Here is a 12,436-nt window from a genome sequence, read left to right as displayed (position 1 = left end):
CCTCGCGCGTCAGCCCTCGGCGCGGGAGAGCAGGACCACGGCGACGTCGTCCGTGAGCTCGCCGCCGTTGAGGCGGCGGGCCTCGGTGACCGAGGCCTCCAGGAGGCCCTCGCCGCTCAGACCGGAGTCCAGGTGCCGGTTGATCATCTCGACCATGCCCTCCTGGCCGAGCCGCTCCCGGCCCTCGCCGATCCGGCCCTCGATCAGCCCGTCGGTGTAGAGCATCAGGCTCCAGGTGCCGCCCAGCTCCACCTGCCGGCGCGGCCAGCGGGCCCGGGGCAGCAGCCCGAGCGCGGGGCCGCTGTTCTCGTACGGGAGCAGCCGCGCGGGGCGGCCGGGCCGCGATATCAGCGGCGCCGGATGGCCCGCCAGGCACAGGCCCGCCCGACGGCCGTCGGGTGCGATATCCACCGTGCAGAGCGTCGCGAAGATCTCCTCGCAGGGCCGCTCCACCTCCAGGACCTCCTGGAGGGTGGAGAGCAGGTCGTCACCGCACAGCCCGGCCAGGGTCAGGGCGCGCCAGGCGATGCGGAGCTCCACGCCCAGGGCCGCCTCGTCGGGGCCGTGGCCGCAGACGTCGCCGATCATGGCGTGGACCGTGCCGTCGGGGGTGCGGACGGTGTCGTAGAAGTCCCCGCCGAGCAGGGCCCGGCTGCGTCCGGCGTGGTAGCGGGCGGCGAAGCGGAGGTCGGAGCCCTCCAGGAGGGGGTTGGGGAGCAGCCCGCGTTCCAGGCGGGCGTTCTCCTGGGCGCGCAGTTTCGATTCTGCGAGCTTGTACTGGGCGGTGTCCGCCCGCTTTCTCTCCACGGCGTAGCGGATGGCGCGGCTGAGCAGGCGGCCGTCGAGCTCGTCGCGGAAGAGGAAGTCCTGGGCGCCGACTCGTACGGCCTCGGCCGCGCGCTCGGCATCGTCCTCGCAGGTGAGGACGAGGACGGCGTGGCGGGGGGCGATGCGGAGCACCTGGCGCAGGTTGTCCAGCCGGTCGGTGGCGTCCGCGGTGCGGGCCGGGCCCGCGGCGGGGCCGGCGGGCAGGGAGAGGTCGAGCAGGACGCAGTGCACGTCGGGCGTGAGCAGGCGCTCGGCCTCGGTGAGGTTGCGGGCGGTGCGCAGCCGGATGCGGTGGCCGTCGGCGTCGAGGATCTCGGGGACGGTGAGCCCGCCCGCGGGGTCGTCTTCGATCACCAGCAGGGTGAGGGAGGGCGTGGCGGCGGCCGGGGCCGTCGCAGCTGCCGTGACAGGGGGTGCGGTGGCGTACGGAAGGGCCTGACCGCTCTCCGTGGCCGGGAATTCCCTCTGCCGCGGTACGGGTACGGGCATCGTCTCCGGTTCCTTCCCTCCCCCCGGGGGTGCGCTCGTCCGGGCGACCCTAGCGGTACGGGCACGGTGAGCGGAATGCCGTTCTTGGCCAGGGCCTCCGTCATATGCCGTTATCGCGGGGGAAAACCTGCTCAACCGAATGACCAACGTCACGGCGGCGCCGCAGTTCGTCCCGCCTGACGAGACGTACGGGACGCCGCCGTGGTTGCCTCCGGGGCGCGGCCGGCGGAGGCGGACCCCCGATCGGCCCGCCGGCCCCCGGCGCCCGACGCGGCCCCCGTGCCCGACCCGCCGACCGCCCGACCGCCCGACCCGCCGACTCCCCGCGCCCGGCGGCGCCGGCTACGCGTCCGGCCGGACGACCGCCTTGATCGGCATGGAGCCCGCGCCCGCCAGGGTGACGTTGCGCCCCGGCCGCGGCGCGTGGATGATCGCGCCGTCGCCGACGTACAGCCCGACGTGGCTCGCGTCGTCGAAGTAGATGATCAGGTCGCCGGGCCGCATGTCCTTGATCGCGACCTTCGGCAGCAGCCGCAGCTGCTCCTGAGAGGTCCGCGGGATCGTCCGGCCCGCCGTCAGCCACGCCTGCGAGGTCAGCCCCGAGCAGTCGAAGGCGCCGGGCCCCTCGGCGCCCCAGATGTACGGCTTGCCTATCTGCGCCGAGGCGAACTGGACCGCCCGCTTGCCCGCGTCGGTGGCCAGGCCGTGGACGTCCTTGAGCACGCCCGTCGACAGCCACGCCGTCTGGGCCCGGTACTGGGCCTCCTGCTCCAATTGCAGCAGCCGGGCCTTCTCCTCGGCCTCCAGCTTGCTCTCCAGCTCCTCCGCGGCCTTGATCTTCTGCTCGATCTCCCGCTTCGAGGTCTCCTGCTTGATCCGGTTCGCCTCCAGCGCCTCCCACTGCGCGCTCGCGTCCTTCGCGTACTGCTGCAAGTCGCTCTGGGTCCGGTTCAGTTCGGAGAGCAGGTCGGAGGTGGCCTTCTCGCCCTGGCGCAGCCGGTCCGCCCCGTCGAGGAACTGGGTCGGGCTGTTGCTCAGCGCCAGCTTCGAGCCCGGCGGCAGGCCGCCCGAGCGGTACTGGGCGCGGGCCGCCGCGCCCGCGCGGTTCTTCAGTGCGGCGATCCGCTCCTGGCCGGCCACGACCTGGTTGGCGATCTCGACGATCTTGGCGGACTGGGTCCTGGTCTCGCTCTCGGCGAGGTTGTAGGCGTCCGTGGCGGTGCCCGCCTGGCGGAAGAGGTCCTCTATCTCCTTGCGGACCTGCTCCAGGGACTTCGCGCCCGGATCGGGCGTCGGCGCGGCGAAGGCCGTCCCGACCGTGAGGCCGGGTGCGGTCAGTATCGCCAGCGCGCACAGCAGTGTGAGAGCGGTCGCACCCTTCCGTCGCTTCACGGTCCCCATGGTTCCCCCAGACGCCCCGACATCACTCGACATCAGATCTGACTATTGGTCAGTAACTTGCCATTGCCTTCGGGATGGTGCCACGAGTCGGTGAATTCCGACACCCATGGGGGTGTCCATCCGGTCTTGTCCCTCCCCCGAGGGCTCTCTCCGGACCCCGCCCAACGTCCCCTCCGGCGCTCCCTCCAACGCCCCGTCCGCCCATCCCCGACGTCTCAACGGGCCGTCCGCGCCCCCGGTTCCCCGACACGCCGCCTTCACTCCGCCGGGCGCAACGCCTCCCAGCGCACCGTCAGTTCCCCCTGCCGCCACCGCCCCGGCCCGTCCGCCAGCGGCCACGCGCCGGACAGGGCCCGCGCCGTGCGGATCCAGCGCTGCCGCGCGCCGTACGAGGCGTACGGCGCGGCCGCCGCCCACGCCCGGTCGAAGTCCCGCAGGAACGCGTGCACCGGCTCACCCGGCACGTTCCGGTGGATCAGCGCCTTCGGCAGCCGCTCCGCCAGGTCCGACGGACGCTCCAGCGACCCCAGCCGCGTCGCGAAGGTCACCGTGCGCGGCCCCTCCGGGCCCAGCGCCACCCACACGTGCCGCCGCCCGATCTCGTCGCAGGTCCCCTCGACCAGCAGCCCGCCCGGGGCGAGGCGCGCGCACAGCCGCTCCCACACCGCTGCCACCTGCTCCTCGTCGTACTGGCGCAGTACGTTCGCCGCGCGGATCAGCGCCGGGCGCTCCCCGCCCTCCAGCGGGACCTCGAAGCCGCCGTGCCGGAAGGTCAGCCCGTCCCGCTCGTACGGCTTCGCGCCCGCGACCCGCGCCGGTTCGATCTCGATGCCGACCACCCGTACCCGCGGAGCCGCCTCACGCAGCCGGGCCAGCAGCTCCACCGCCGTCCACGGAGCGGCTCCGTAGCCCAGGTCCACCGCCACCGGCGCGTCCGCACGGCGCAGCGCCGCCCCGTGCGTCGCCGCGATCCAGCGGTCCATGCGGCGCAGGCGGTTCGGGTTCGTCGTCCCACGCGTCACCGTGCCCACAGGGCGGCCGGGGGGAGGGGTACTGCGGGAGGCCATGGGCCGAGAGTAAGCGGAGCACTCCCGCCGGATAAAAAACCGGCAAACCGAGCAGGAAACCGCGCGCTCCCGGAATGCGGGGCACCGCCATCCGGGTTGCACTCCAAGAAGAGCGCCGACCGCGCTCCCGCAGCCGTGCCCAGCTGTACCCCAGCGCCCGTCGAGCCGGCCGTCGTCCGAGCGAGAGGAACTGCTCCCTTGAGCCAGTACGTGTCCCGCCTCGGCGGCAGCCTCAGCGGCCGCATCGCAGCCGCCCGCTCCACCCGCCACGACCCGCCCCGGCTGCGCCTGCCGGCCGTCGGCAGCCACCGCAAGCCGCGCCGCGTCGCCATGCTCAGCGTGCACACCTCACCGCTGCACCAGCCCGGCACCGGCGACGCCGGCGGCATGAACGTCTACATCGTCGAACTCGCCAAGCGCCTCGCCGCGATCAACATCGAGGTCGAGATCTTCACCCGCGCCACCACCGGCGGCCTGCCGCCCGCGGTCGAGCTGGCCCCCGGCGTCCTCGTGCGCCACGTGGACGCGGGCCCGTACGAAGGCCTCGCCAAGGAGGAGCTCCCGGCCCAGCTGTGCGCCTTCACCCACGGCGTGATGCAGGCCTGGGCCGGCCACCGGCCCGGCTACTACGACCTCGTCCACTCCCACTACTGGCTCTCCGGCCACGTCGGCTGGCTCGCCGCCGAGCGCTGGGGCGTCCCGCTCGTCCACGCCATGCACACCATGGCCAAGGTCAAGAACGCCGCCCTGGCCGAGGGCGACACCCCCGAGCCCGCCGCCCGCGTCATCGGCGAGACCCAGATCGTCTCCGCCGCCGACCGGCTCATCGCGAACACCGCCGAAGAGGCCGACGAGCTCGTCCGGTACTACGAGGCCGACCCCGCCAAGGTGGCCGTCGTCCACCCCGGCGTGAACCTCGACCGCTTCACCGTCGCCGACGGCCGCGCCGCCGCCCGGGCCCGCCTGGGCCTGCCGCAGGACGCCGTCATCCCGCTCTTCGCCGGGCGCATCCAGCCGCTCAAGGCCCCCGACATCCTGCTGCGCGCCGTCGCCGAGCTGGTGGACCGCGATCCCTCGCTGCGCTCGCGCCTGTTCGTACCGGTGGTGGGAGGCCCCAGCGGCAGCGGGCTCGCCAAGCCGGAGGGGCTGCAGAAACTCGCCGCCAAGCTCGGCATCGCCGACCTCGTGCACTTCCACCCGCCGGTGCGCCAGGACCAGCTCGCCGACTGGTTCCGGGCGGCGTCCGTGCTGGTCATGCCCTCGTACAGCGAGTCCTTCGGGCTGGTCGCGATAGAGGCCCAGGCCACCGGCACGCCGGTCCTCGCGGCCGCCGTCGGCGGGCTGCCCGTGGCCGTCAACGACGGCGTGACGGGCATCCTCGTACCCGGCCACGACCCGGTCGACTACGCCCGCGAGCTGCGCCGCTTCGTCGACGACCCGCAGCTCGCGGACCGGATGGGCGCCGAGGCCGCCCGGCACGCGCAGTTCTTCGGGTGGGACACCGCCGCGAGCGGGACCGCGGACGTGTACACGGCTGCGATGCATGATCATCGGCGTCGCGTACGCTCCCACCATGGCTGACACCGCCGACACCACCGGGATCACCGGGATCATCGAGACCACGCTGGCCGGCGCGGAGCTGAGCTGGGAGAGCCCCGGGCCGGGCTCGTACGTCGTCCAGCTCCCCGGCACCCGCAAGCTGTCCACCACCTGCGCGCTGCGGGTCGGCAAGCACTCGCTGTCGGTCAACGCCTTCGTGATCCGCCACCCCGACGAGAACGAGGCGGGCGTCCACCGCTGGCTGCTGGAGCGCAACCTCAAGCTGTACGGGATGGCCTACGCCGTGGACCGCCTCGGCGACGTCTACCTGACGGCCCGGCTCCCGCTGTCCGTGGTCACCCCGCAGGACCTGGACCAGCTGCTCGGAACGGTCCTGGAGGCGGCGGACGGTGCCTTCAACACCCTGCTGGAGCTGGGCTTCGCGAGCGCCATCCGCCGCGAGTACGAGTGGCGGGTGTCGCGGGGCGAGCCGACCTACAACCTCGACGCCTTCAAGCACCTCACCCGGCCGACGGCCTGACCTAGGGGCCGGTGGTGGCCGCGGCTTCGGCCCCGGCGGCCTTGGCCTTGGCCTTGGCGGTGGACGCGTCGAGCACCGGAACCTCCTCGGGCGGCAGGTTGCGCATCAGCAGCCAGTAGCCGAGCCCGGCCACCGTGCCCAGGGCGGCCGTCGCCCCCCACAGCCAGCCCGCCCCGAAGCGGTCGATCACCCCGCCCGCCAGCAGCGGCGCGATCAGCGAGGCCACCGCCCAGGACAGCGTGTACATCCCCTGGTAGCGGCCGCGCCCGTGCAGCGGGGAGAGCCGCGCGACCAGGCCCATCTGGGTCGGCGAGTTGATGATCTCGGCCAGCGTCCACACGCAGACGGTCAGCGCGAGCACCCCGATCGAGCCGCCGAAGGCCGTGAGCCCGAACCCGTACCCCGCGAGCAGCGCGGAGATCACCAGCAGCTTCTGCGGGTCGCGGTGCTCGATGAACCGCGTGACCGGGATCTGCAGTACGACGATCATCACGCCGTTGACGGCGGACACCAGGCCGTAGTCCGAGGTGGAGAAGCCCGCCGCGCCCATCGCCAGCGGCAGCCCGAACATCCCCTGCATGAAGATCAGCGAGATCAGGAACGACAGCCCGACCACACCCATGTAGCGGCCGTCGCGCAGCACCGTGCCCAGCCCGACCTCCGCCTCGGCCGCCTCCGCGGCCGCGTCGCCCTTCTCGGGCCGCGACTCGGGCAGCTTCACGTACACGAGGACCGCGCAGGCGAGCGTCAGCGCCGCCTCGCCCAGGAAACCGGCCAGGTAGCTGTACTGGGCGACGAAGCCGGCGACGGCGGCGGAGATCGCGAAGCCGAGGTTGATGGCCCAGTAGTTCAGCGCGAACGCCCGCACCCGGTCCTCGGGGCGGACGATGTCGGCCATCATCGCCTGCACGGCCGGCCGCGACGCGTTCGACGTCATGCCGACCAGCATCGCTACCGCCGCGATGGCCGCCGGCTCCTTCATGAACCCCAGCAGCGCCACCGAGAAGGCCGTCGAGGCCTGCGCCGCCATCAGCGTGGGCCGCCGCCCCAGCCGGTCCGTCATCACGCCCGCGACGAGCGAGGACACCACACCGCCGAGCCCGTGCAGAGCCACCACAAGTCCCGCGAACGAGGCCGAATAGCCCCGCTCCAGGGTCAGGTACAAGGTCATGAATGTGGCGACGAAGGCCCCGAGCCGGTTGATCAGCGTGCTCGTCCACAGCCACCAGAAAGCGCGGGGCAGACCCGACACGCTCTCCTGCGCGGCCCGTCTCAAGGTGTCAACGGACATACGGAATCCCCCCGGCGGTGTAAGTGTCCCTGCGGCTCTTGGGACCCTACGTATAGCCGTCCTCCAGGGCCACTCGATTGACGTCTGGTGTCAATCGGCCGCCGTGCACACCGCGCGCGAGCGCCCCGGGCCGTCCATTAGGCTCGTACGCATGGCCGACGCACCGTACAAGCTGATCCTGCTCCGTCACGGCGAGAGCGAGTGGAACGCGAAGAACCTGTTCACCGGCTGGGTGGACGTCAATCTCAACGAGAAGGGCGAGAAGGAGGCGGTCCGCGGCGGTGAGCTGCTCAAGGACGCCGGCCTGCTCCCCGACGTCGTGCACACCTCGCTCCAGAAGCGCGCGATCCGCACCGCGCAGATGGCGCTCGAGGCGGCCGACCGTCACTGGATCCCGGTCCACCGCTCCTGGCGCCTCAACGAGCGCCACTACGGCGCCCTCCAGGGCAAGGACAAGGCCCAGACCCTCGCCGAGTTCGGCGAGGAGCAGTTCATGCTGTGGCGCCGCTCGTACGACACCCCGCCGCCGGCGCTCGAGGACGGCACGGAGTTCTCCCAGTCCGAGGACCCGCGCTACGCGACCATCCCGCCGGAGCTGCGCCCCAACACGGAGTGCCTCAAGGACGTCGTCGTCCGCATGCTGCCGTACTGGTACGACGGCATCGTCCCGGACCTGCTGGCCGGCCGCACGGTCCTGGTCGCCGCGCACGGCAACTCCCTGCGCGCCCTGGTCAAGCACCTGGACGGCGTCTCCGACGAGGCCATCGCGGGCCTGAACATCCCCACCGGCATCCCGCTCGCCTACGAGCTGGACGCCGACTTCAAGCCCCTCAACCCGGGCGGCACCTACCTCGACCCGACCGCCGCCGCGGCCGCGATCGAGGCGGTCAAGAACCAGGGCAAGAAGTAACCGTCCGACACGCCCCACAGCGTGCGAAGGGCCCCGGCCGAGGGAATCGGGCGGGGCCCTTCGCGTGCGTCGGGCCGGGCGCGGGCGGGGTCAGCCGCCGCACTGGCAGGGGGCGCCGGACTGGCAGCCGCAGCCGCAGCCCGAGCCGCAGCCGCAGGCGGCGAGCAGCGGGAGGCGCAGCGACTCCGGCTGCTGCGCCTCGTGCTCGGGGGTGATGGGGACGGGGGAATCGGGCATGGTTCCTCCTCGCGGGCGGCGTACACGACCCGGTACGACGGACCGCCCTCGCCCTCATTCATGCCCAGCCGCACCGGCGCGTCAACGGCGCATTGGGGCAGACGCGCCGGTGCGGCCCGTCAGGCGCCCTCGACCTGCGTCGGCGCCTGGAGCTCGTCCGCGTGCTCGCCCGTCACCAGGTAGACGACGCGCTTGGCCACCGACACCGCGTGGTCCGCGAAGCGCTCGTAGTAGCGGCCCAGCAGCGTCACGTCGACGGCCGTCTCGATGCCGTGCTTCCAGCGGTCGTCCATCAGGTGCTGGAACAGCGTGCGGTGCAGCTGGTCCATCTCGTCGTCGTCCTGCTCCAGCTGGAGCGCCAGGTCGACGTCCTTCGTGATGATGACCTCGGCGGCCTTCGCCATCAGGCGCTGCGCCAGCTGCCCCATCTCCAGGATGGTCGCGTGCAGGTCGCGCGGCACCGCCGTGTCCGGGAAGCGCAGCCGGGCCAGCTTCGCCACGTGCTGCGCCAGGTCGCCGGAGCGCTCCAGGTCGGCGCTCATCCGCAGCGAGGTGACCACGATGCGCAGGTCCGTGGCGACCGGCTGCTGCCGGGCCAGCAGGGCGATGGCCCGCGCCTCCAGGTCGTGCTGCAGGTCGTCGACCTTCTGGTCGGCGGCGATGACGCTCTCGGCGAGCTTCAGGTCGGCGTCGAGCATGGACGTCGTGGCCCGCCCGATCGCGGAACCGACGAGCCGGGCCATCTCGACCAGGCCTTCTCCGATCGAGTCCAGTTCCTCGTGATACGCGTCCCGCATGTCTCGTGTCCCTCTCTTGACCACTGCAACTACCGCGCTGCTGCGCTACTGCCCGGGGGCCGGGCGCCGGGGCGGCCTCTTGCCCCCACGTTGACACGTTGACCCGCGAACGAGACCGACTCCGGCATCCCAAGTGAATCAACCCCGTCCCCAGGGTGAACTCTGGGCGACGACTGTTCGAGGTGCCACCCGAACGGCTGTGGAAGTGTCGTCGCGCCTGCTTAACCTGGATGCATGGACGTGAACGCGGCGGTCGCCGCAGCTGCAGCGATCGCCGGTCTTTGCACCGGCGTCATCGCGATGCTGGCGTTCCGCTGGAGCGAGCGCGACCAGGCCCGCCCCACCCGGAGCTCCATGCGCCCCGACATCAATGCGGTGCTCCCGCCCGGCGTGGACACCGTCCTCTCCGTACTGCGCTCCTCCGCCGTCGTGCTCGACGAGGGCGACGCGGTGGTCAAGGCCAGCTCGGCGGCGTACGCCCTCGGCCTGGTCCGCGGCGGCAAGCTGGCCGTGGAGCCGATGCTCCACATGGCCCGCGACACCCGCCGCGACGGGGAGATACGCCAGGTCGAGCTGGACCTGCCCCGGCGCGGCACCGGCCGCGGCGAGGCCCTCGCCGTCTCGGCGCGCGTCGCCCCGCTCGGCTCCCGCCTGGTGCTCCTCCTGGTCGAGGACCTCACCGAGGCCCGCCGCATCGAGGCCGTACGGCGCGACTTCGTCGCCAACGTGTCCCACGAGCTGAAGACCCCGGTCGGCGCGATCTCCCTGCTGTCGGAGGCCGTCATGGACGCCTCCGACGACCCCGAGGCGGTCACCCGCTTCGCCGGCCGCATGCAGATCGAGGCCGCCCGGCTGATCAGCCTCGTACAGGAGCTGATCGACCTCTCCCGGGTACAGAACGACGACCCCCTGGAGGACGCCGAGCCCGTAAGAGTGGACACGCTCGTCGCGGAGGCCGTCGACCGCTGCCGCCACACGGCGTCCGCGAAACAGATCACCATGGCCGCCGGCGGCACCGCCGACCTGCGGGTATGGGGCCACCGGGGACAGCTCGCCGCCGCCCTCGGGAACCTGGTCGAGAACGCCGTCAACTACAGCCCGGCCCGTACCCGCGTCGGCATCGCCGCTCGCCGGGTCACCGCGCCGGGTGGAGACTTGATCGAGATCGCCGTGACCGACCAGGGCATCGGCATCCCGGAAAAGGACCGCGAGCGCATCTTCGAGCGCTTCTACCGCGTGGACCCGGCCCGCTCCCGTGCCACGGGAGGAACCGGCCTGGGCCTTGCGATCGTGAAGCACGTAGCCGCTTCGCACGGCGGGGAGGTGTCGGTATGGAGCTCGGAGGGCCAGGGCTCCACGTTCACCCTGCGACTCCCCGAAGCAGCCTCGCCGGCCCCGGCGAGGGCCCCCGCACCCTCCGCCTCCCTGCTCGAAACAGAAACAGCACCAGCCATTCCTGCCCCGGAGGTCCTTCCGTGACCCGAGTGCTCGTCGTCGAGGATGAGGAATCCTTCAGCGACGCCCTGTCCTACATGCTCCGCAAGGAGGGCTTCGAGGTCGCCATCGCGGCGACCGGGCCCGACGGGCTCGACGAGTTCGAGCGCAACGGCGCCGACCTCGTCCTCCTCGACCTGATGCTCCCCGGCCTGCCGGGTACGGAGGTCTGCCGGCAGCTGCGCGGCCGCTCCAACGTCCCCGTCATCATGGTGACCGCCAAGGACAGCGAGATCGACAAGGTCGTCGGGCTGGAGATAGGAGCCGACGACTACGTCACGAAGCCCTTCTCCTCGCGTGAGCTGGTCGCCCGCATCCGCGCGGTCCTGCGCCGCCGCGGCGAGCCGGAAGAGGTCACCCCGGCGGCCCTGGAGGCGGGGCCCGTACGGATGGACGTCGACCGCCACGTGGTCACCGTCGCCGGAGCCAAGGTGGACCTCCCGCTGAAGGAGTTCGACCTGCTGGAGATGCTGCTGCGCAACGCGGGCCGCGTACTGACCCGCATGCAGCTGATCGACCGGGTCTGGGGCGCCGACTACGTCGGTGACACCAAGACCCTCGACGTCCACGTCAAGCGCCTGCGCGCCAAGATCGAGCCGGACCCGGGCGCGCCGCGCTACCTGGTCACGGTCCGCGGCCTCGGCTACAAGTTCGAGCCGTAAGCCTGCCGCGGCGGGTCGGACCCGACTGCCGGCCGGAGGCCGGCGCAGCGTCCCGACGCCCGGGAGGCCCCTCGGGGCCGACCGGCGCGAGGGGCGCACGCGGAGGGGGGTTCGAGCCGGACCCGGGCGCGCCGCGCTACCTGGTCACGGTCCGCGGCCTCGGCTACAAGTTCGAGCCGTAAGCCTGCCGCGGCGGGTCGGACCCGACTGCCGGCCGGAGGCCGGCGCAGCGTCCCGACGCCCGGGAGGCCCCTCGGGGCCGACCGCCGCAGTTCGACCGGTACGAGGAAGGGCCCCCACCCGCGGTGCGGATGGGGGCCCTTCCTCATGCTGCGTGCCTCAGTGGCCGGTGCCCGTGGAGGCCGAGCCGGACGGGCTGCCCGAGGGGGACCCGGCGTGGCTGCCCGACGCGGAGCCGGACGGCGAACCCGACGGCGAACCGGAGGGCGAGCCCGACGGCGAGCCCGAGGGGCTGCCCGACGGGGTGGCGCCGGCGGCCGGGGGCGCCTCGGTCGGGCCGTGGCCGGAGTACATGCCGGTGGCGGGGACGACGAAGGCCTCGAGCTCCACGTCGCCCGTGGAGCTCAGCTGGAAGACGACCTTCTGCGCGTTGCCGTCCTCGACGGCCTCGCGGCCGGACTCGATCACGGCGGACGCGTTGCCCTTGCCGCCGAGCACCACGGACCCGCCGGCCGGCACGATGACCTTGCTCGCCCCGGCGGCGGGCTTCAGCACGACCTTGCCCTTGCCACCCGGGAGGGTGATGGCGTCGAGCGTCTGCTCCTTGGCGCCGGAGTTGAAGAGCGTCGCCGTCACGGCGGCCGGGCCCTTCGCGTCCAGCTTGGCCTGGGTGATCACGAGCGCGTTCTGGACCTTGATGTCGCCCTTGGTGACGGCGGCGTTGTCCGGCCTGATCTGGAGGGTCTGAGCGTCATTGCCCGCACCGCATGCGGCCAGCGAGGCGATCGAGAACACGACGGCGGTGGCGGCGAGGGCACCGCGTCGAAGGCTGCGGCTCACGGCGGCGGCATCTCCTTGGACGTACGGAACGGAAGGATGGACTCCCCCAGCTACCGCTGGGAGTGCCCCCTGGAACGGCCGAGGTAAAGCCGCCCTAAGGGTGTGTCAGCGCGCTTAGGTTACCGAGCCGCCGCCCCGCCCCCGCACCCGACCCTCCGCA

The 12,436-nt window shown here is 72.7% G+C and carries 12 protein-coding genes; 5 read left to right on the top strand and 7 right to left on the bottom strand.

The features are described 5' to 3' along the window. Positions 1–9: 9 nt before the first annotated feature. The 3 genes from AB0M99_RS27445 to AB0M99_RS27435 form a co-directional block, all read right to left on the bottom strand. The gene (locus AB0M99_RS27445) at positions 10–1,317 is read right to left on the bottom strand and encodes a fused response regulator/phosphatase (protein WP_365924922.1); all 1,308 of its coding nucleotides are present in this window, start codon (positions 1,315–1,317) and stop codon (positions 10–12) included. Between the two features lie 342 nt (positions 1,318–1,659). After that, entirely contained in the window at positions 1,660–2,718 is a 1,059-nt protein-coding gene (locus AB0M99_RS27440; protein WP_365924920.1) for an NlpC/P60 family protein, read from the bottom strand. Positions 2,719–2,975: 257 nt separating this feature from the next. Next, a complete protein-coding gene (locus AB0M99_RS27435; protein WP_365924918.1) occupies positions 2,976–3,785 on the bottom strand; it encodes a class I SAM-dependent methyltransferase in 810 nt (269 codons plus the stop codon). Between the two features lie 243 nt (positions 3,786–4,028). On the opposite strand from AB0M99_RS27435, the gene mshA reads away from it, so the two are divergent. Both mshA and AB0M99_RS27425 read left to right on the top strand, forming a co-directional pair. Then, positions 4,029–5,366, top strand: a complete 1,338-nt coding sequence (gene mshA / locus AB0M99_RS27430) for a D-inositol-3-phosphate glycosyltransferase (RefSeq protein ID WP_365925035.1) — start codon at positions 4,029–4,031, stop codon at positions 5,364–5,366. After that, positions 5,359–5,865 carry a YbjN domain-containing protein gene (locus tag AB0M99_RS27425; protein ID WP_365924916.1) on the top strand — a complete coding sequence of 169 codons (507 nt, stop codon included), beginning with the start codon at positions 5,359–5,361 and terminating at the stop codon, positions 5,863–5,865. The genes mshA and AB0M99_RS27425 overlap by 8 nt, the downstream gene beginning before the upstream one ends. Before the next feature lies 1 nt (position 5,866). Here the strand turns inward: AB0M99_RS27425 and AB0M99_RS27420 are convergent, their stop codons facing one another. Beyond that, positions 5,867–7,156, bottom strand: coding sequence for an MFS transporter (locus AB0M99_RS27420; protein ID WP_365924914.1), 1,290 nt, complete (start codon positions 7,154–7,156; stop codon positions 5,867–5,869). Between the two features lie 151 nt (positions 7,157–7,307). Here AB0M99_RS27420 and AB0M99_RS27415 point away from each other — a divergent pair, with 151 nt between their 5' ends. After that, complete coding sequence (locus AB0M99_RS27415; protein ID WP_365924912.1) at positions 7,308–8,066, top strand: phosphoglyceromutase; 759 nt, start codon at positions 7,308–7,310, stop codon at positions 8,064–8,066. A gap of 90 nt (positions 8,067–8,156) precedes the next feature. Here AB0M99_RS27415 and AB0M99_RS27410 read toward each other — a convergent pair whose 3' ends face one another. Beyond that, positions 8,157–8,303 carry a hypothetical protein gene (locus tag AB0M99_RS27410; protein WP_365924910.1) on the bottom strand — a complete coding sequence of 49 codons (147 nt, stop codon included), beginning with the start codon at positions 8,301–8,303 and terminating at the stop codon, positions 8,157–8,159. Positions 8,304–8,422: 119 nt separating this feature from the next. Continuing rightward, on the bottom strand, positions 8,423–9,100 hold the full coding sequence (gene phoU / locus AB0M99_RS27405) for a phosphate signaling complex protein PhoU (protein WP_365924909.1): 678 nt from the start codon (positions 9,098–9,100) through the stop codon (positions 8,423–8,425). A 234-nt stretch (positions 9,101–9,334) separates the two neighbouring features. Between phoU and AB0M99_RS27400 the strand changes: the two genes are divergently transcribed. Next, positions 9,335–10,579 carry an ATP-binding protein gene (locus tag AB0M99_RS27400; RefSeq protein WP_365924907.1) on the top strand — a complete coding sequence of 415 codons (1,245 nt, stop codon included), beginning with the start codon at positions 9,335–9,337 and terminating at the stop codon, positions 10,577–10,579. Next, a complete protein-coding gene (locus AB0M99_RS27395; protein WP_007265514.1) occupies positions 10,576–11,256 on the top strand; it encodes a response regulator transcription factor in 681 nt (226 codons plus the stop codon). The genes AB0M99_RS27400 and AB0M99_RS27395 overlap by 4 nt, the downstream gene beginning before the upstream one ends. Before the next feature lie 339 nt (positions 11,257–11,595). On the opposite strand, the gene AB0M99_RS27390 is transcribed toward AB0M99_RS27395, so the two are convergent. Further along, a complete protein-coding gene (locus AB0M99_RS27390; protein ID WP_365924905.1) occupies positions 11,596–12,276 on the bottom strand; it encodes a DUF461 domain-containing protein in 681 nt (226 codons plus the stop codon). Positions 12,277–12,436 lie beyond the last annotated feature (160 nt).

Origin of the sequence: Streptomyces sp. NPDC051183 (assembly GCF_040682455.1) — a bacterium.
Lineage (GTDB): Bacteria > Actinomycetota > Actinomycetes > Streptomycetales > Streptomycetaceae > Streptomyces.
This window is presented reverse-complemented; position numbering and strand designations above follow the sequence as displayed.